The sequence below is a fragment of the Komagataeibacter swingsii genome (assembly GCF_003207895.1).
In the GTDB taxonomy this organism is placed as follows: domain Bacteria; phylum Pseudomonadota; class Alphaproteobacteria; order Acetobacterales; family Acetobacteraceae; genus Komagataeibacter; species Komagataeibacter swingsii.
Genome location: NZ_NKUB01000022.1, coordinates 20838 through 39837 on the forward strand (window position 1 = coordinate 20838; position 19000 = coordinate 39837).

A 19000-nucleotide genomic window follows, 5' to 3' on the forward strand; every position below is an offset into this window, starting at 1 on the left:
GCTGGCATGCCCGTCCTTCCGGCCGGAATGGACGGCCCCGACATAACCGTGGCGGACCGGCGCTGGAACCGCGCCGTCCCCCGCCCGGCGCGGGTGGTGGCGCGCGCCGTGCAGGCCGCGCTGCAGGCCACGGGACGCCATGGGCCGGTGACGGTCGTACTGGCCGATGACCGCACGGTGGCCCGGATGAACTGGCGCCATCGCGGCCGCAACAAGCCCACCAATGTCCTGACATTCGAATACGCCCCGGCCCATGCGGGCGGCGGCATATGGGGCGGTGACATCATCATCGCGTTCGGGACGGTGGCGCGCGAGGCCCGCGCGGCGGGCCGCACGATGGCCGCCCACCTCGCCCACCTCGTCATCCACGGCGTCCTGCACCTGGCCGGGCATGACCACCATCACCCCGGCGAGGCGCGGGAGATGGAGATGCTCGAAGCCCGCACCCTGTCCGGGCTTGGCATCGCCAATCCGTGGAAACCCGGCCGCATGGCCACCACGCGGGGGGCACGGTCATGAGCCGGAACGGCAATGACGCGGGCGCGGAACCTCCGTCCGGGTCGCGCGGCAAGGGATTCCTGTCGCTGTTCAGCCGCAGGCGCGGCGAACAGGGACTGCGCCATTCCATTGCCGCGCTGGTCAAGGAAGCCGATGACGCGGCGGGGGACGAGGCCGATCCCCGGTCGTCCGAACTGGACCGGCAGGAACGCGCCCTGCTGGCCAACGTACTGCGCCTGCGCGGGATCACGGCCGATGACGTGATGATCCCGCGCGCCGATATCGTGGCCATGCCCGTCGATATCAGCCTGGATGAGGCCCTGGCCATGATGCGGCGGGAAAACCATTCCCGCATGCCGGTCTATCGCGGCCAGCTGGATGACATCGTGGGCATGATCCATGTGAAGGACCTGATCGCCTATGTCGGCACGTCCGAAGCCTTTCGCATGGAACCCCTGCTGCGCCAGCCGCTTATGGTCGCACCCCAGCTGCCGGTGCTGGACCTGCTGCTGCAGATGCGCGTCCGCCATGTCCACCTGGCGCTGGTGATTGACGAATATGGCGGCATTGACGGCCTGGTCACCATCGAGGACCTGATCGAGACGATCGTGGGCGACATTTCGGACGAACATGACGAACCCGCGGCCAACATGATACGCGAGCGGCCGGACGGCACGCTGGAAGTGGACGCCCGCACCCCGGTCGCCACGTTTGAGGAAAAGGTCGGCCCGATCCTGACGCGCGAGGAACGCGAGGCCGAGATCGAGACCGTGGGCGGGCTGGTCTTCCGCCTGGCCGGTCACGTCCCGACGCGCGGCGAAGTCGTAACCCACGAAAGCGGCATGGTTTTCCGCATCCTTGACGCGGATGCCCGCCATATCCGCCATGTGCGCGTGCGCCTGCCCCCGCGTGAGCCGCCGCCCGCCGCCTGAACATGGCGGCACGCCCGCGCCATGCGGGCGTGCCATGGCGCGCGGAATGGATTTACGCGCGCGCGTCGCCTCTTTACACTCGCCGCGCCGGGGTTTTATCCCCCATCCAGTCCCACACCGGAGAGTGACCCGTGATGCCCATCAAACGCCGCACCCTGCTTGCCCTTGCCCCCGCGCTGATCACCGGCGGTGGCCTGCTGTCCGGCAGGGCCATGGCGCAGGACGCCGACCCGCGCCTGTCCATCCGCGCGGTGGGCAACCCGCAGGCCAAAGTGCATGTGGAGGAATGGTTTTCGCTGACCTGCACGCATTGCGCGCGCTTCGCCGCCGAAGTGTTCCCCGAAATCCGCAGCAAGCTGATCGACACGGGCAAGGTATATTACATTTTCCGTGATTTCCCGCTGGACCAGGTGGCGCTGACCGCATCCATGGTCGCCCGCGCCCTGCCGCCCGAACGCTATGAACCCTTCGTGCTGGCCCTGCTGTCCAGCCAGGACCGCTGGGCGTTCGGCAAGGACGTGAACCCCGAGGAACAGATCCAGAAAATGGCGGCCCTTGCCGGCATGTCGGCCGACACGTTCCAGCAGACCGTCCACGACGACAAGCTGCGCCACACCATCATGGATGAGGAAGACCGCGCGCAGGCGCAGTACAAGATCGACGGCACCCCCACCTTCCGCTTCAACGACAGGGAGCAGGTGGCACAGGAACTGAATTACGAGGAGTTCGCCAAGAAGGTCGAAGCGGCGGCGCAGTGACCGGAGCCTTCCCGTCATGACCGCCCGTTTCGTCCGGCTGCGCATCGCAGGGTTCAAAAGCTTCGCCGACCCGGTTTCCGTCGATATCCTGCCGGGGCTTACGGGCATTGTCGGGCCGAATGGCTGCGGCAAGTCCAACGTGGTCGAGGCCCTGCGCTGGGTCATGGGCGAAACCAACGCCCGTTCGCTGCGCGGCGGGGAAATGGACGACCTGATCTTCGCCGGGACCACCGCGCGCGCTGCGCGCAACATGGCGGACGTCACCCTGACGCTGGAAGGGGCGGCCGAAGTCGCCCCCGCTCCCTTTACGGGGCAGGACGAACTGCAGGTATGCCGGCGCGCGGAGCGGGGGGCAGGCAGCGGCTACCGCATCAATGGCCGCACCACGCGCGGGCGCGACGTGCAGACGCTGTTTGCCGACCTGGCATCGGGCGCGCGGTCATCGGCCATGGTCAGCCAGGGCCGCGTCTCCGCACTGGTCAACGCCCGGCCCGAGGAACGCCGCACCATCCTGGAGGAAGCCGCGGGCATTACCGGCCTGCATGGCCGCCGGCATGAAGCCGAGTTGAAACTGCGCGCGACCGAAGCCAACCTGGCCCGCGCCGAAGACCTGCGCATCCAGCTTGAAGCCCGGCTGGGCGATTTGCAGGAACAGTCCGAACAGGCGGGCCAGTACCGTGAACTGTCACAGGGGCTGCGGGAAGCGGAAATCGCCCTGCTCGCGCTGCTGCACGCACGTGCGCACAAGGCCGTGGCCGATGGCGAAACCGCCCTGCACGCGGCAAGGCGCGACCTGAAGGCTGCGGAAGACGTAGCCGAAAGCGCCGTGATCGCGGATTACGAAGTCGCCCGGACCCTGCCCGCATTGCGCGAGGAACTGGACACGCGCCGCACCGAACTGGAACGGTTCAAGGTACGTGCCGAAACCATTGCCGATGAACTGGCCCGCGCCGAAGCCGCGCTGGAGGCCGCCCGCACGCGGCTGACCGAATGCGAAACCGTGCATGCGGCGGCCGTTGCCCGGCGGGACGACGCCACCGTCATGCGCGACCGGCTTGTGGCCGAACGCGCGCAGGTGGAAGAACGCCTGTCCGCCCTGCCCGCATTGCGTGAAGCCGCACAGGCCGAACGCGCCGCACTGGCGCAGGCCATGACGGACATGGCCAAGCGCGTGGAACAGGCCACCACGACCCTGCGCGAAGCCCAGCTCCAGACCACGCAGGCGCGTGAGGTGCTGGACACGGCCACTGCGGCACATGAACGCCTTATGGCCCAGCGGGCGGAACTGGCCACCGAGATCGCGGGCCTTGAAGCCGCCATGCCGACCGAAGCCGCGATTGCCGAACATGATGCGCGGATCACCGAAGCCGAACAGTCCGCGAGCGAGGCACTGGCCACGCGCGAAGCCGCGACCCACGCCCATTCGCAAGCCGTGCTGCAGGCCGGCCTGGCCCGCAATGCCGCCACCGAAAGCCGCCGGTTGCATGAACAGGCGACGCATGATGCCAATGCGGTGCGCGACCGGCTGGATGCACTGGAACGCAATATCGCCAGCGTGCGCGCCCATGTGGAAAAGGCCCGCGCCAGCCTTGTGCCCGAAACCGAACGCCAGCGCCTGACGCAGGTGGCAGGCGGGGCGGAGGCGGCACTGGCCGCCATCCGCGCGGAACTGGATGCTGCTGAAGATGCCCGCGCGCAGGCGACGCAGGCCGAAATACAGGCCAATGCCCGCCTGAAGGACGCCCGCGCCACCCGCCACAGCTCGGAAGAAGCCCTGCGGGGGGCACAGGCGGCACGGCAGCGCGCGCAGGGCGAGGTGGACACGCTGGCCGCCAGCATGGAGCGCCTGCGCGCGCAGGCGGTGCCGGATGCGGAGCTGCACGCCCTTGTCAGCAGGCGTGAAGCCGCCGAGGCCGCGCTGGAGGCCGCACGGCAGCACATGGTGGCAACCGAAACCGCCGCTGTCGCCGCCACGCGCGCGGATGAAGCCGGTGCGGGCCGCCTGTCACAGGCCCGCGCCGCCCTGTCGGGGCTGGAAGCGGAAGCCGACGGCCTTGCCCGCGCATTACACAGCGACAGCGATACGGGCCACGCCCCCGAATCCGGTGCGACCCTGGCGGAAAGCCTGCATGTCCCCGCCGGGCTGGAAACCGCGCTGGCCGTTGTCCTGTCGGATGGGCTGAACGCCACGCTGAAGGGCAGGGCACCGCGCGAATGGCACGACCTGCCCGCGACCACGCCCGCCCCCTTCCCCGCCACCGATATCCAGCCGCTCTCCACCCTGCTGGACGCGCCGCCCGCCCTGTCCCGCGCGCTGGGGGCCGCGGGGCTGCTGCCCGATGGCATGGATGGGGCGGCCTTGCAGGCGGCCCTTGCGCCGGGGCAATGCCTTGTCACGCGCGATGGTGCGCTGTGGCGATGGGATGGCTATGCACAGGCCCCCAACCTGCCCGGACGCGCGGCCCTGCGGCTGAAGCAGCTTGGCCGCCTGCGGACACTGCGCACGGAACTGGAACAGGCCCGCGCCGGAATCCCGGCGCTGGGACAGGCCGCCAGCACCGCCGCCAGCGCCCGCGAACAGGCGGCACGGGAACTTGAGGCCGCGCGAACAGCCCGCGCCAGCGCCGAAAACGCGCTGGGCGCCTGCCGCACGCTTGAAGCCGACCTGTCACGGCGGCACGCCACCATCACCGCCCAGATCGACACGCTGGCCATGCAGCAGGACACGGCCGCCGCCGCCCTGAAGGAAGCGCAGGCCGCCTGCGAGCGCGCGCAGGCACAGGCTGACAGCCTGCCGGATATGGCCCGGCTGGAACAGGCGCAGAAGGCCGCCAGCACACAGGCGGCACAGGCGCAGGCCCATGAAAGCGGGCTGCGCGCCACCCGCCAGCAGGCCGAAACGAAGCTGGAACAGGCCCGTCAGGCCATGCAGGCCACCATGTCCAGCCATGGCGAGGCCGAAACCCGCCTGCAGGCCATGCAGCCCGAACTGGCGCGGCTGGAAACCGACCGCGACGCGCTGGCGGCCGAACTGGCCACACGGCGCGAGCACCTGGCCGCCCTGCCCGCCCCCGACATTACCGACGCGGCCGCACGGCAGGCCACGACCGCCGCCAGTGACGCGGAACAGGCCCTGAAACAGGCACGTGACGCGGTGGAGGCCACGACCGCGCAACTGGAACACGCCCGCACGACCCGCGCGGGGCTGGAACAGGCCATGCGCGACACCGGCGCACGGCTGGAAGCCCGCCGGGCACGGATGGCGGACCTGTCCCTTGCGGTGGCGCAGGCGGATGAAGCGGTGGGAAATGCGCGGGAACGGCTGGCCGCCCTGCCCGACATTGCCGGGCTGGACCACGCGCTGGGCGCACTGCGCGCGCGCGATGAGGCCCTGCGCGCGCAGGAGCATGAACGCCGCGACGCCGTGGCGCAGCTACAGGCGGAAGAAACCGCCCTGCGCCAGCGTTTTGACGCGTCGCTACAGGAACTGGTGCAATGGACCGACCGCGTTGAAGCCGCGGCACTGGAGGCCGAAGCCGCCCAGGCCCGGCTGGACAACGCGCGCGCCGAACATGAACGCCTGGCCCCCGAACCCGTGGCGGTGCGTGCGCGGCGGGATGCCGTCACGACCGAACTGGAACAGTATGCCGCCAGCCATGACGTGGCGGCGACGGCCCTGCAGCAGGCGCAGGACCGCCAGGGCGAACTGCAGGCCGGCCGCCGCACGGCGGAAGAGGTCCTGACCGCTGCGCGGGAGGAACTGGTCCGCGCCGAAGGCAGGCGGGAACAGGCGCAGGTGTTGCTGGCGCAGTTGCAGGCGGAATCGCAGCCGCCAGCGGGTGTGGTCCCGGCCGACCTGAGCGCGAATGCCGAAACCGGCCTGCGCCGCAAGCTCGCCCGCCTGACCCGACAGCGTGACGAGCTTGGCCCCGTCAACCTGCGTGCCGAAATCGAGGCGCAGGACGCATCGGGCAAGATCGACACCATCCTGCACGAACGCGACGAACTGCAATCCGCCATCGCCCGCCTGCGCGGCATGATCGGCCAGTTGAACCGCGAGGGGCGCGAGCGGCTGATGGCCGTGTTTTCCCAGATCGACCAGCATTTCCAGTCGCTGTTCGCGCGCATGTTCAATGGCGGGCGGGCGCATCTGGGCATGGTGGGCAATGATGACCCGCTGCAGGCGGGGCTGGAAATCTATGCCCAGCCGCCGGGCAAGAAGCTGGCGACGCTGTCGCTGCTGTCGGGCGGGGAACAGGCGCTGACGGCGCTGTCGCTGATTTTCGCGGTCTTCCGCTGCAATCCGGCACCCATCTGCGTGCTGGATGAGGTCGACGCCCCGCTGGATGATGCCAATGTGGGCCGTTTCTGCGCCCTGCTGGGCGACATGGTGGCCGAAGCGGGCACGCGCTTCCTTGTCGTGACCCACCACCAGCTGACCATGGCGCATATGGATCGCCTGTATGGCGTGACGATGCAGGAACGCGGGGTCAGCCGCGTGCTGTCAGTCGACCTGGAACGCGCCACCGAAATGGTGGATACGTCCACCACGTAAGATGCTGTTATTAAAAAACAAAAGTTTCCGGGTGCCGCCTTTTTCCAAAAAAGCGGCGTTCCCTGAAGCTTTTTGAAAAAAGCGTCACCAAAAACTGCTGACTTTTAAGGGGCCTGCGGGAACCATTCTCCCCCAGGCCCCTTTTACAGGCATGGCATGCCTGCATGGGAAAGGGGCGGTCATCATCCGCCACCTTCCCTGCGGGCATCGTGTCGCCATGCGGAAACAGGACTTTGGTAATTACGGCAGCATGCTGCCGGTATCGATGAAGCGCTGGTGCCACGACAGGGCTTCGGTCAACAGGTGCGGCGACTGCTGGCCAAACGAACCCGCGCGGGCGCGCTTGTAGTAATCCTGCAGCATCGGGCGGTAGTCGGGATGCGCACAGTTGGCGATGATGACTTCCGCGCGCTGCTTGGGCGACAGACCACGCAGGTCGGCCAGACCCTGCTCGGTCACCAGCACCTGCGAATCCTGCGTGATGTGGTCGACATGCGACGCCATGGGCACGATGGCGGAAATCTTGCCGCCCTTGGCGGTGGATGGCGTCATGAACACGGAAATATAGGCGTTGCGGGCAAAGTCGCCCGAGCCGCCGATGCCGTTCTGGATTTTCGACCCCATGATCTGGGTCGAGTTCACGTTGCCATAAATGTCAGATTCGATCAGGCCGTTCATGGCGATACAGCCAAGGCGGCGGATCAAGCCGGGATGGTTGCTGATGTCCTGCGGGCGCAGGATGATCTTCTTCTGGAACTCACGCATGCGGGCGTTCAGCGATTCCGCGGCTTCGGGGCTGAGCGAGAACGCCGTGGCCGACGCAACCCGCATCTTGCCCGTTTCCAGCATGCCCAGCATGCCGTCCTGAATGACCTCCGTATAGGCGGTCAGGTCATTGAACGGCCCCTTTTCCAGCCCGCCCATCACGGCGTTGGCCACGTTGCCAACTCCGGACTGCAGCGGCAGCAGCGACGGCGGCAGGCGGCCCATTTTCACTTCATGGCGGAAGAATTCCATAAGGTGGCCCGCGATCGCATGCGCGGTCTCGTCGGGGGGCGAGAACGGGGCGTTGCGGTCGGGCGCGTTGGTTTCGACAATCGCCACGATCTTGTCGGGGTCCACCTTCAGCGACGTGCCGCCAATGCGGTCATCGGGGCGCAGCAGCGGGATGGGCTGGCGGTGGGGCGGCAGGGCCGCGCCGTACCAGATGTCGTGCATCCCCTCAAGTGCTGCATCCTGCCAGCTATTGACCTCGATGATCACCTGCTTGGCGGTATCCAGCCATGTCTTGGAATTGCCGACGGAAGACGACGGGACAATGCTGCCGTCCTCGCGGATGGCCGTGGCCTCGATGATGGCGGTGTCGATCTCACCAAAGAAGCCCGCCCATGCCATGGGGGCCACGTGGCTGAGATGCATGTCGAGGTATTCCGTCTCGCCCTTGTTGATGCGCGCGCGCAGGCCGGGATCGGAATTGTAGGGCATGCGGAAGGAGATGCCGTTGACGCGGGCCAGCGCGCCATCAAGTTCCGGCCCGGTGGAGGCCCCGGTCAGCAGCCGGATGCGGTATTCGTTACCCTTGGCGTGTTCGCGCTCCATCAGGGCGGCAAGCGCCTGCGGCACGGCCTTGGGGTAACCCGCGCCGGTAAAGCCGCTGGTGCCGACCGTGCTGCCCGGGCGGACAAGGGAGGCCGCCTGCTCGGCGGTGGTGATCTTGGCCCGGAGCGCCGCATTCCGGATTCGGGTGTGGTCGATCATGAACTTTCCCTCAAACTCTTATCGTTATGTCCGGCCTGCGCCGGATGTGTCGTATGCCTCAGCCACGGTCTGGCGGGGGCTGCGTTGTCCCCATCGTGCGCGCGCCTGTCCGACCTGCCTGGCCATCGCATGCGGTGCGGGTATTCCCTTTGCACCCCATGCGCCGACGCCGCGTTTCACTTCAGCATGACGCCATCATCTGTTCTCCCTCCGGTAGCCGGCGTCACAACAAAAGAGTGTGACACGGCGCCCGGACTCCGGCGACGGGTTTCACGTTTGCTCCATCACCGGGCGGGATATGCGCAGGGTGTATTTTTGGTATGTGTTTTTGGCAATATACTCCATCAGGCAGCCGGAATGTCGTTACCCGCGTGCAACCGTTTTGTGTCATTAAAGATACATTCTTGGCCATACCCCTAGTGCAAAGGCGGCCAATCTTGTGAATAATGGGCAGCAAGACCCGATCGGGGGATACCGGCACGCGGCACCGCCATAAGAGACAGGAGAGGATTTTCGCTTGAGACGTCGATTTCCCTCTCACAGGCCTGTCATGGCACGGGAAGGCACGGCCCCGCCCGCCCCGGCGAGGGATTACCCGCTACCCCCGGTCACGATGCCGGCGCACCCGCTTGCGGGCCTGCTGGCCGGGCGGCCCCTGCGCGTGGTGGGCGACGTGCATGGCGACCTGCACGCCTTCCGCCATGCCGCGGCGACGGACCGGTTTGTCATTCAACTGGGCGACCTGGTGGATTACGGCCCCGACAGCGCCGGGGCCTTCCGCCTGATGCAGCGCCTGATTGATGAAGGGCGCGGGCTGTTCATACTGGGCAACCATGACCGCAAGCTGGCCCGCGCGCTGCAGGGGCGCAAGATGCGGCGCGACCCGCCCCTGATGGAAACCCTGGCCCAGTTCATGGCCGAGGAAAACAGCGACGTATTCCAGCGCGCGCTGGCCGACCTGGCGCACGCGCCCGCGTGGATCGTGCTGGGGCAGTCGATATTCGTGCATGGCGGCTTCCATGTCCGCATGCTGGGCGAACTGCCGCCGCCGGGGCTGGGCACCGTGACCCCCCTGCTGTCGCGCGCGCTGTTTGGCGAGACGACGGGCCGGATGCAGAAGGACGGCTACCCTGAACGGCGGCTGAACTGGGTCGATCACATTCCCGCGGGCTATACGGTGTATTGCGGGCATGACCGCCGTTCCACCGACGGGCGGCCATGGGTCAGGCATGGCCGGATGGGCGGACGGGCCATCTTTACCGATACCGGCGCGGGCAAGGGTGGCCACCTGGCGTGGATCGACCTGCCGCCCATCCTCTAGCAGCCCATACGCATTCCCATATTTCAGGAGAGCCTTCCCCCATGAACACCACCCAGGCCACGCAGGACGACGCAGCACTGGCGAAGCTGGAAGAACTGCGCCGCAGCATCGACAACATCGATGCCGCCCTGATCTACATGCTGGCCGAACGTTTCCGCCATACGCAGGCGGTGGGAAAGCTGAAGGCGACCAGCCACATGCCCCCCGCCGACCCCGCGCGTGAGGCCCGCCAGGTCGCGCGCCTGCGCCAGTTGGCCAGATCGGCCCAACTGGACCCGGACTTCGCCGAAAAATTCCTCGCCTTCATCATCCGCGAGGTCATCCGCCACCATGAAGCCATAGCCGCCAGCGAAGGGCGGTAATCCCCCGATGCCCGACACACCGGCAGCCAGCCCCGTCCCCACCCGGCGGATGGTGCTGATGCGCCATGCGCAGGCCGCCCCCGCCCCGTTCGGCGACATGGGGATGCAGGCCGACCTTGACCGCCCCCTGACCGCCCGGGGCCGCCAGTCCGCCGCCAGCCGTGGCGCGCAGTTGCGGGCGCGCCGCTTCGCGCCGGAACTGGTGATGGTCAGCCCATCAGTGCGCACGCGCCAGACGCTGGATGCGATCGGATCATTTTATGGCGATCGGCAGCCCGATATCCGATATGTGAACGCCCTGTATGACGCCATGCCGGAAACCATACGCGACCTGCTGTATGAAGTGCCGGATAATATCAATAATATCATGATATTAGCCCACAATCCCGGCCTGCAGGCGCTGGTTGCGCACTGGGCTGCGCGCCACTGCCCGCCGGGGCTGGAAAATGCGCTGCATCTGGGCTTTCCACCGGCCTCGATGGCCTGCTTTACCGCCACGCGGGCATGGAATCAGGCTGATGACGGCGATATCCGCCTGACCGGCCTGTCTTGCCAATAATGTCATTGCCACAGGCGGGGGGGACGGATTGCCACGACGGGGCTTTCGTTCCTATCGTCAGACCCGAGGCCCGCTGACCGCCGCCCCTGCGGCGCACGGGTATATAAATTTGGGCAGACATACCAACTGTCGCACGAACGACAGGATGCCCGGAGGTTGGAGACATGTGCCGCCCTGCCCCAATGTGCGCAGGGCCGGCACCCAAGAGGAGTGTTGTAGATGAGCGAGTCCGGAAAAAGCGCCACAATCTCGCTGAACGGCAAGGATGTTGCCCTGCCGGTACTGTCAGGCACGCTGGGGCCGGATGTCATCGACATCCGCAAGCTGCCCGCGCAGGCCGGGGTATTCACCTATGATCCCGGTTATGGCGAAACCGCTTCATGCTCCAGCAAGATCACGTTCATTGATGGTGAAAAGGGCATCCTGCTGCACCGGGGCTATCCCATCGCGCAGCTGGCCGAACAGGCGACGTTCATGGAAGTGGCCTACCTGCTGCTGAACGGCGAACTGCCGGACAAGGCAGCGTATGACGGGTTTGTGAACGCCATCAAGCACCACACCCTGCTGCACGAACAGATCCGCAATTTCTTCAACGGTTTCCGTCGTGACGCCCACCCCATGGCCATCCTGTGCGGCACGGTGGGGGCGCTGTCCTCCTTCTATCATGAAGGGCTGGATGTCTCGAACGCGACGACGCGCTACCAGTCGGCCCTGCGCATCATCGCCAAGATCCCGACCATTGCGGCATGGGCGTACAAATACACGCAGGGCGAGACCTTCATCTATCCGCGCAACGACCTGTCCTATGCGGAAAACTTCCTGTCCATGATGTTCGCCATGCCCAGCGAGCCGTACAAGATCAACCCCGTCCTGGCGCGCGCCATGGACCGTATCCTGATCCTGCACGCCGACCATGAACAGAATGCGTCCACATCCACCGTGCGGCTGGCCGGCTCCACCGGGGCCAATCCGTTTGCCTGCATTTCCGCCGGTATCGCGGCCCTATGGGGGCCTGCCCATGGCGGCGCCAACGAAGCCGTGCTGAAAATGCTGGCTGAAATCGGGCACAAGGACAACATCCCCGAATTCATCGCCAAGGTGAAGGACAAGAACAGCGGCGTGCGCCTGATGGGCTTTGGCCACCGGGTGTACAAGAACTTCGACCCGCGCGCGAAGATCATGCAGGCGACCTGCCATGAGGTGCTGGGCGAACTGGGGATCAAGGACGACCCGCTGCTGGACCTTGCGATCGAACTGGAAAAGATCGCCATCCACGACGAATATTTCGTCAAGCGCAGCCTGTACCCGAATGTCGATTTCTATTCCGGCATCATCCTCAAGGCCATGGGCATTCCCACCAGCATGTTCACCGTGCTGTTCGCGGTCGCCCGCACCACCGGCTGGATCAGCCAGTGGAAGGAAATGATCGAGGAACCGGGCCAGCGCATCGGCCGCCCCCGCCAGCTTTACACCGGGTCACCGGAACGCGACTTCGTGCCGTTCGACAAGCGGGGTTAAAAAAAATCTATGCCAGGCAGCTATCTCTGCCTGGCATAATGATTTAATTTTAAAAATTCAATGAGTTAGGCTAATATTGCCCCGGCACACTGTTTAAGTCACCATGCGATCATGGACCGTGCATATTTATCAATCGAAGCATCAAATGTTAAATTTTCGGATAATAGCTATTTATTCGGCTTATTAGCCCAGAAGCTTCCCTTCGCTGTTGAACCAACGCAAAGAGCTGCCTGGGATTACCAAATTAAACATTTACGGGAATTGGCAGAACAGCTTCCCGGTGCTCATTTCTTTATGGAATTTCTCATCCCACGAATGGGACGACGGGTTGATCTCGTTATCCTGTTTAAAGGGATAATTTATGTAATCGAATATAAGGTTGGAGCTTCTCAATTCGATCGATCTAGCTTGGAACAGGTTTACGGTTACGCCTTAGATCTGAAACATTTTCATGAAACCAGTCACAGTCAACGAATCGTGCCGATTCTTGTCGCAACAAAAGCAAAGGAATCGCATGAACCACACGTACATTGGGATGCCGACGGTCTTGCTAAACCGTTAAAAGTTACACCAAACCTATTATCTGCCGTAGTGAAGCACATAGCACTTGATATAAATGCCTTACCTTTCCCTGCCGACAAATGGATTAAAGGCCGTTACAAACCAACCCCAACCATCGTTGAAGCAGCCCAAGCGCTTTATCAAGGCCACGATGTTAAAGAAATCTCACGGTCAGAATCCGGGGTTGAGAATTTAACGCATACCGCAGATTACGTGGCTGAGGCCATTGAGAACGCCAAACACACACATCATAAAATTATATGCTTTATCACCGGCGTCCCTGGTTCAGGTAAAACGCTTGCTGGTCTTAATATAGCCACATCTCGACAACGTGCACATAGTGATGAGCACGCCGTTTTCCTGTCTGGAAATGGTCCTCTTGTTGAGGTTCTGCGTGAAGCACTAGCACTTGATGCCGTCACCCAAGCAGCCTCCAAAGGTCACTCATCAAGCAAGGTGGAAGAAAGACGACGCGCAAGTGCATTTATTCAAAATATCCATCATTTCCGTGACGAAGCCCTTACGACAGATCAACCTCCCGTCGAAAAAGTTGTTGTATTTGACGAAGCACAACGTGCATGGAACGTTGAACAAACATCTAAATTTATGCAGCAAAAGAAAGGACAACATGAATTTTCCATGTCAGAGCCTGAATTTTTGCTTAGCGTAATGGATCGTCATACCGATTGGTGCGCTATTATCTGCCTTGTTGGAAACGGCCAAGAAATTAACACCGGTGAAGCTGGCATCGAAGAATGGTTACGTGCGCTACAACGCTTTTTTCCCCATTGGCAGGCACATCTACCAGAAACTTTGACGCATTCTTGCTCAATTTCAAACGAAGTGTTGGCTCCCAGTCTTCATTTAGCCACCTCTATTCGTTCATTTCGTGCAGAGAGACTTTCTGATTTCGTCGGATATGTGCTGAAAGGCGATTCAGAGAATGCCCAAAAAACCAAGGAAACACTGCTGCATTATCCATTGCTTATTACACGTGACTTACCAAAAGCGAGACACTGGCTGCGTAACAAACGACGCGGCAACGAACGTGCTGGGCTTTTAGCTTCGTCAAACGCAAGCCGCCTTAAACCTTGTGGTATTTTTGTTAAATCCCAAATTGAACCGGCAAAATGGTTTCTGGCGTCACCCAATGATGTGCGATCTTCAGATGCGTTAGAGGATGCGGCAACAGAATTCGACGTACAAGGATTGGAATTGGATTGGGCTTGTCTGTGTTGGGATGCCAATTTACGTCAGGATACAAAATGGGAAACATGGCGCTTCGTTGGAACACACTGGAGTCAAATCCGTGATCCAATGCGCCAAGCCTATCTTATCAATGCTTATCGCGTGTTATTAACGCGGGCACGACAAGGCCTCGTCATATTTGTCCCACATGGCGATATGCATGATTTCACACGCTCCCCCCTTATATACGACAAAATTTACAACTTTTTGCTGACTTGTGGATTTCAGGTGCTGGAAACCTGAATGTCCCCCTAATCACATATGACAAAGGAACAGACTGCTTATGCAGTCCATCCCTCCTTTATAATGCTCATGTCCGGAACGGGATCAGTCACATTCGCAGCCATTCGTGGGGCCGGGGCGTTTTTGGATCACGTGATGGTCGATCCATTCCGACACCAGGCGCCGTGCCTCATTCAACGAGGATTCGGGATGGTGGATACGGTACAGGGTGGTGCAGGCGTGGAAAGCCGACACATCGCTGGTCCCTACGCCACGCAGTTCCTGATAGGCGGTGATTACGGCACGCTCGCACTTGCGAGAGATGCGACTGTTTTCAACAGACACGATGCGATGACCTATTGGTGAGAATGATTATCAGTATTGGGATATTAGATCGAATACCCCCATGGGGCAAGGTACGCATGGCCTCACACTCCGCTGATCGGGTCACGTTATGTTTCCGATGTGGCCTTTTTTCGGCAATTATGCCCGCAATCCGCGCAGACAGATGGATTTTCACATCTGTTGCGGTTAATCGTCTGTGCTGTCATTGACGACACCACATATCATTTGGCCGGAGATAGGGTATGCACGACGCCACGGGGAACGGGGCCGGACTTTCAACAGGCTCCACGGCATGGGACCGCGACGCGGCACTGATGACCGCGCGCCTTCTGCTGGAAATCAAGGCCGTCAATTTCCGCCCCGATGAACCTTATACCCTGACATCCGGCTGGAAATCCCCGGTCTATATCGACTGTCGCCGCATCATCTTCTTCCCGCGCGCGCGCCAGAAGATCATGGAACTGGCGGTGGAAAAGATCGGTCGCCACGTGGGGTACGAAAGCATTGACGCCGTGGTGGGCGGCGAGACGGCGGGCATTCCCTTCGCCGCATGGATTGCCGACCGCATGATGGCGCCCATGGCCTATGTGCGCAAGAAGCCCAAGGGCTTTGGCCGCAATGCGCAGATCGAGGGCGACGTGCCCGAAGGCATGCGCACCCTGCTGGTGGAAGACCTGACCACCGATGGGTCGTCCAAGGTGCAGTTCGCCAACGCGCTGCGCAAGGCCGGCGCGATCGTGGACCATACCTTTGTCGTGTTCTTCTATGGCGTGTTCCCCGGCGCCTACCGCACGCTGGCCGACATGGATATCAGCCTGCATGCGCTGTGTACGTGGTGGGATGTGCTGGAAGCCTGCGCGGGCAAGCCCTACTTTTCGGAAAAGGATGCCGCCGAAGTCCGTCGCTTCCTTGAAGACCCCTGTGCATGGTCGGCCAAACATGGCGGCGTGGGCAGCGCCGAGGAAGCGCTGGCGCTGAAGGCCAGGCGCGACGCCGGGGCCTGATCCCGGACAGGTCGATGGCGCGCATCCTTGCCTTTGATTCCGGCATCGGGGGGTTGGGGATCGTGGCCCGCATCCGCGATCTCCTGCCGGGGGTTGCGGTCGATTACCTGGCCGATACCGCCGTCTTTCCCTATGGCGAGCAGCCCGACGCGGCGCTGCGACACCGTATCGTCACCCTGCTGGGCCAGGCCATTGGCCGCCTCGAACCCGATGCGGTGGTGGTCGCGTGCAATACCGCCAGCACGCTGGCGCTGGACAGCCTGCGCGCGGCATATGACGTGCCCTTCGTGGGCTGCGTACCCCCCATAAAATGGGCGGCGGACCAGACAGGCACCGGCACGATCGGCCTGCTGGCCACCCGCGCCACGGTGCGTCGGCCCTATCTGCATGATCTCCGCACACGCTTCGCCCCTGACTGCACCCTGCTGGCCTATGGCGCACGCGGTCTGGCCGACATGGCGGAAGCCGCGTTCCGGGGCAGCCCCCCTGACCGCCAGCACCTGAAAGCCGAGCTTGACGGCCTGTTTGGCCAGCCGGGCGGGAACCGGATTGACGTGGTCGGGATTGGCTGCACGCATTACACCTTCCTGCTGGACGCCATGCGTGCAACCGGCCCCGCCCATGTCACATGGCTGGACCCGGCCCCCGCCGTCGCCCGGCAGGCCGCGCGCATTCTGGCCGGGTGCCGCACGGCTGCCGATCACCGGCCGCCCATGGCCGAACGGGTCTGCTTTACCGCCATGCCACCTGACCTGCCCGCCCTGCTGCCCGGCCTGCGCAGGCTGGGTTACGCGGCAGACGCGCCGTGCCTGTTCAGCGAAGACATGACGACCCATTCCTGAGCAGGCGCGGCCGATGCCCGGAATCCTTATCCCTGAACAAAGTTTTGGGTAAGAGACTGTTTGAAATTAACTTCTTGATAAAAAATAACAAAAGTTTCCGGGTGCCGCCTTTTTTCAAAAAGGCGGCACCCGGAAACTTTGATTCCTTATCAGCAGGCTACCCTGACCCGCCCGCTTAACGCAGGCGGTTGACGGTATAGCTTGCCGTATCCTGCAGCAATTGGCGCAGGTGGCCGGGGGGGAAGATGGACAGCGCTTCACGCGCGGCCGTGGCGTATTCCGTCGCCCGGTCCAGCGTGGTGCGGATGGCCCCGGTCTGCTCGATCAGTCTGAGGGCATGGTCAAGGTCTTCGGGCGTCTGTTCGCTTTCCTCGATCACGCGATGCCAGAAGGCGCGATCCGCTTCCGAGCCAGCGGCATAGGCCGCCAGCACCGGCAGGGTGATCTTGCCTTCGCGGAAGTCATCACCCACCGTCTTGCCCAGACGGGCCTGGTCGGCGGCGTAATCCAGCGCGTCATCCACCAGCTGGAACGCCATGCCCAGATTGGTGCCGTAGGATTCGAGGGCGTGTTCCTCCGCCCCTTCCCGGTCGGCCACGACCGCGCCCACGCGGCAGGCGGCGGCGAACAGTGCCGCAGTTTTGCCATGAATGACTTCCAGATACTGGTCAATCCGTGTGGAAAGATCGTTCTGGGTGGACATCTGCAACACTTCCCCTTCCGCGATCGTGGCGGAAGCGGATGAGAGGATATTCATGACCTTGAGCGAGCCATCATCCGTCATGAGCTGGAAGGACCGGGCGAACAGGAAGTCGCCCACCAGCACCGATGCCTTGTTGCCGAACACCGCATTCGCGCTGGCCATGCCACGCCGCAGGGAACTTTCGTCCACCACGTCGTCATGCAGCAGGGTTGCGGTGTGAATGAATTCCACGCAGGCCGCCAGCGCCACGTGCCGCTGGTGCGTGGCGTCGGGCTGGTAGCCACACAGGCGGGCGGACGCCAGCGTCAGCAGCGGGCGCAGCCGCTTGCCGCCCGCGGCGACCAGATGGGCCGCAAGCTGGGGAATGAGCGCGACCGGGCTGTCCATCCGCTCGACAATGGCGCGGTTACACGCGGCCATGTCCTCTGCGAGATAGTCCGCCAGGTCACGCAGGGCGACTTCTGATCCATCTGCCATCGGGCGGCGAGCCCCTTCGTCTTTCTGACTTGCCGTTTCGTCGGATTCCGGCAGACTAACTGCTAGGGCCAAAAGGTTACTCTCCCGGTTCCGAATGTATGAACATAGATATGAGTATATGGGCGGCGCTGGAATAACGGTCAAGCCAGACCACGCACACACCCCGCGCGGGACTGATGATATGCAATCCCTTTCCCCCATGGGCGATGCCCCGGTCACGACGGGCACCCTGCTGGGCGGAAAGGTGGTCTATCGCCAGTTTCCCACCGGAAACAGGACCGGATTGGAACCTGTTCTGATGGCGGCTTTCGTCCCCGCGCGCGCCGGAGAGGTCGTGCTGGAAGGCGGATGCGGCGCGGGCGCAGGGCTGCTGTGCCTGACGAATCGGGTGCCCCGCCTTGCGGGAGTCGGGCTGGAACAGGACCCTGCCACCGCCGCACTGGCCGGGCACAACCTTGCCCTGAACGGGCGCCATGACCTGCGCGTGCGCGTGGCCAGCATTCCCGCCCTGCCCGATGACCCGCTGCTGTCGGGACCGGGCATGCGCCGCATCGACCATGCCTTCGCCAACCCGCCATGGCATGGGCATGATTCGTCCGCGTCGGCGCACATGCAGCGTGATCTTGCCCGCCGCCTGCCCGCAGGCACGCTGCTGGCGTGGGTGCGCACGCTGGCGGCCCAGCTGCGCCACCATGGCACCCTGACGCTTGCCCTGCCCGCCAGCCTGCTATCCGCCAGTATTGCCGCGATGGAGGACACGCGGCTGGGCCGTATCCGGGTCTTTCCCTTCTGGCCGCGCCAGGGGCATGCCGCGCGGATCGTGCTGGTGCAGGGCCGCGCGAATTCCCGCGCCGGCAGCGAAATGCTGCCAGGCCTGACGCTGCATGAAGCCAGCGGCGCATTCACCCCCGCCGCCCGCGCGGTGCTGGAGGACGGCGCGCCCCTGCCGTCCTGATGCCCCATGCGCGAAACTGGCGCCACCAATCCCGCCCCCGAAAACGGTTTGGAAGTCAGCCCGTGAAGCATCCCACAGATGGGGAAAATTTTTTGCTGAAGCTTTTTTCAGGGCCTGTTGGGAATTATACTTTTCTGAGGCATCTGGATGTGATTCAAGGTCTGTATGGATCGCTTCATACTGACGGATGCCCAATGGGCGAAGATGGAACCCCTGTGCCTTGGCAAGAAGACGGATCGGGGGCGCAGCGGAAAGGATAACCGCCTTTTCATCGAGGCGGTCCTGTGGATTGCGCGGACCAGCAGTCCATGGCGGGATCTGCCGACATATTTCGGACATTGGAACTCGGTCTACTCGCGCTACAGCGACTGGATGAAAGCCG

At 63.5% G+C, this 19000-nt stretch carries 16 protein-coding genes; 13 read left to right on the plus strand and 3 right to left on the minus strand.

The window, feature by feature from the left end; translation table 11 throughout:
- Nucleotides 1-6 precede the first annotated feature (6 nt).
- From ybeY to CFR76_RS13445, 4 genes are all read left to right on the plus strand, one after another.
- Nucleotides 7-519: an rRNA maturation RNase YbeY gene (gene ybeY / locus CFR76_RS13430; RefSeq protein ID WP_110557485.1), complete on the plus strand. Its 513-nt coding sequence runs from the start codon at nt 7-9 to the stop codon at nt 517-519.
- Nucleotides 516-1430 (plus strand): hemolysin family protein, encoded by a 915-nt coding sequence (locus tag CFR76_RS13435; protein ID WP_110557501.1) that lies wholly within the window; start codon nt 516-518, stop codon nt 1428-1430. Before ybeY ends, CFR76_RS13435 begins: the two co-directional genes overlap by 4 nt.
- A 134-nt stretch (nt 1431-1564) precedes the next feature.
- A complete protein-coding gene (locus tag CFR76_RS13440) occupies nt 1565-2188 on the plus strand; it encodes a thioredoxin domain-containing protein (protein ID WP_110557486.1) in 624 nt (207 codons plus the stop codon).
- Nucleotides 2189-2204: 16 nt separating this feature from the next.
- A complete protein-coding gene (locus tag CFR76_RS13445; protein ID WP_110557487.1) occupies nt 2205-6743 on the plus strand; it encodes an AAA family ATPase in 4539 nt (1512 codons plus the stop codon).
- A 240-nt stretch (nt 6744-6983) separates the two neighbouring features.
- On the opposite strand, the gene CFR76_RS13455 is transcribed toward CFR76_RS13445, so the two are convergent.
- Nucleotides 6984-8501, minus strand: coding sequence for an acetyl-CoA hydrolase/transferase family protein (locus CFR76_RS13455; RefSeq protein ID WP_110557489.1), 1518 nt, complete (start codon nt 8499-8501; stop codon nt 6984-6986).
- Nucleotides 8502-9114: 613 nt separating this feature from the next.
- On the opposite strand from CFR76_RS13455, the gene CFR76_RS13460 reads away from it, so the two are divergent.
- The 5 genes from CFR76_RS13460 to CFR76_RS13480 all read left to right on the plus strand — a co-directional run bounded on the left by CFR76_RS13460 (nt 9115) and on the right by CFR76_RS13480 (nt 14313).
- Nucleotides 9115-9822, plus strand: coding sequence for a metallophosphoesterase (locus tag CFR76_RS13460; protein WP_167402147.1), 708 nt, complete (start codon nt 9115-9117; stop codon nt 9820-9822).
- Between the two features lie 41 nt (nt 9823-9863).
- Complete coding sequence (locus tag CFR76_RS13465; RefSeq protein WP_110557491.1) at nt 9864-10184, plus strand: chorismate mutase; 321 nt, start codon at nt 9864-9866, stop codon at nt 10182-10184.
- 7 nt (nt 10185-10191) lie between these two features.
- Nucleotides 10192-10743, plus strand: coding sequence for a SixA phosphatase family protein (locus CFR76_RS13470; protein ID WP_110557492.1), 552 nt, complete (start codon nt 10192-10194; stop codon nt 10741-10743).
- A 219-nt stretch (nt 10744-10962) separates the two neighbouring features.
- A complete protein-coding gene (gene gltA / locus CFR76_RS13475) occupies nt 10963-12261 on the plus strand; it encodes a citrate synthase (protein ID WP_110557493.1) in 1299 nt (432 codons plus the stop codon).
- 111 nt (nt 12262-12372) lie between these two features.
- On the plus strand, nt 12373-14313 hold the full coding sequence (locus CFR76_RS13480) for a DUF2075 domain-containing protein (RefSeq protein ID WP_110557494.1): 1941 nt from the start codon (nt 12373-12375) through the stop codon (nt 14311-14313).
- A gap of 84 nt (nt 14314-14397) precedes the next feature.
- On the opposite strand, the gene CFR76_RS13485 is transcribed toward CFR76_RS13480, so the two are convergent.
- The gene (locus CFR76_RS13485; protein ID WP_010508037.1) at nt 14398-14652 is read right to left on the minus strand and encodes a hypothetical protein; all 255 of its coding nucleotides are present in this window, start codon (nt 14650-14652) and stop codon (nt 14398-14400) included.
- Between the two features lie 227 nt (nt 14653-14879).
- On the opposite strand from CFR76_RS13485, the gene CFR76_RS13490 reads away from it, so the two are divergent.
- Both CFR76_RS13490 and CFR76_RS13495 read left to right on the plus strand, forming a co-directional pair.
- Entirely contained in the window at nt 14880-15641 is a 762-nt protein-coding gene (locus CFR76_RS13490; protein ID WP_025438707.1) for an orotate phosphoribosyltransferase, read from the plus strand.
- 14 nt (nt 15642-15655) lie between these two features.
- Complete coding sequence (locus CFR76_RS13495; RefSeq protein WP_110557495.1) at nt 15656-16483, plus strand: glutamate racemase; 828 nt, start codon at nt 15656-15658, stop codon at nt 16481-16483.
- Nucleotides 16484-16658: 175 nt separating this feature from the next.
- Here the strand turns inward: CFR76_RS13495 and CFR76_RS13500 are convergent, their stop codons facing one another.
- The gene (locus tag CFR76_RS13500; RefSeq protein ID WP_110557496.1) at nt 16659-17663 is read right to left on the minus strand and encodes a polyprenyl synthetase family protein; all 1005 of its coding nucleotides are present in this window, start codon (nt 17661-17663) and stop codon (nt 16659-16661) included.
- A gap of 199 nt (nt 17664-17862) precedes the next feature.
- Between CFR76_RS13500 and CFR76_RS13505 the strand changes: the two genes are divergently transcribed.
- Together CFR76_RS13505 and CFR76_RS13510 are read left to right on the plus strand one after the other, a co-directional pair.
- Nucleotides 17863-18618, plus strand: coding sequence for a tRNA1(Val) (adenine(37)-N6)-methyltransferase (locus tag CFR76_RS13505; RefSeq protein ID WP_110557497.1), 756 nt, complete (start codon nt 17863-17865; stop codon nt 18616-18618).
- Between the two features lie 165 nt (nt 18619-18783).
- Nucleotides 18784-19000 (plus strand): transposase (locus tag CFR76_RS13510; RefSeq protein WP_146222680.1); only part of this gene is annotated, 217 nt, incomplete at its 3' end.

Bases quoted from the DNA above. Each gene is read 5' to 3' on its own strand.
- ybeY (WP_110557485.1), top strand. From the start codon at position 7: ATGCCCGTCCTTCCGGCCGGAATGGACGGCCCCGACATAACCGTGGCG.
- CFR76_RS13435 (WP_110557501.1), top strand. From the start codon at position 516: ATGAGCCGGAACGGCAATGACGCGGGCGCGGAACCTCCGTCCGGGTCG.
- CFR76_RS13440 (WP_110557486.1), top strand. From the start codon at position 1,565: ATGCCCATCAAACGCCGCACCCTGCTTGCCCTTGCCCCCGCGCTGATC.
- CFR76_RS13445 (WP_110557487.1), top strand. From the start codon at position 2,205: ATGACCGCCCGTTTCGTCCGGCTGCGCATCGCAGGGTTCAAAAGCTTC.
- CFR76_RS13455 (WP_110557489.1), bottom strand. From the start codon at position 8,501: ATGATCGACCACACCCGAATCCGGAATGCGGCGCTCCGGGCCAAGATC.
- CFR76_RS13460 (WP_167402147.1), top strand. From the start codon at position 9,115: ATGCCGGCGCACCCGCTTGCGGGCCTGCTGGCCGGGCGGCCCCTGCGC.
- CFR76_RS13465 (WP_110557491.1), top strand. From the start codon at position 9,864: ATGAACACCACCCAGGCCACGCAGGACGACGCAGCACTGGCGAAGCTG.
- CFR76_RS13470 (WP_110557492.1), top strand. From the start codon at position 10,192: ATGCCCGACACACCGGCAGCCAGCCCCGTCCCCACCCGGCGGATGGTG.
- gltA (WP_110557493.1), top strand. From the start codon at position 10,963: ATGAGCGAGTCCGGAAAAAGCGCCACAATCTCGCTGAACGGCAAGGAT.
- CFR76_RS13480 (WP_110557494.1), top strand. From the start codon at position 12,373: ATGGACCGTGCATATTTATCAATCGAAGCATCAAATGTTAAATTTTCG.
- CFR76_RS13490 (WP_025438707.1), top strand. From the start codon at position 14,880: ATGCACGACGCCACGGGGAACGGGGCCGGACTTTCAACAGGCTCCACG.
- CFR76_RS13495 (WP_110557495.1), top strand. From the start codon at position 15,656: ATGGCGCGCATCCTTGCCTTTGATTCCGGCATCGGGGGGTTGGGGATC.
- CFR76_RS13500 (WP_110557496.1), bottom strand. From the start codon at position 17,663: ATGGCAGATGGATCAGAAGTCGCCCTGCGTGACCTGGCGGACTATCTC.
- CFR76_RS13505 (WP_110557497.1), top strand. From the start codon at position 17,863: ATGGGCGATGCCCCGGTCACGACGGGCACCCTGCTGGGCGGAAAGGTG.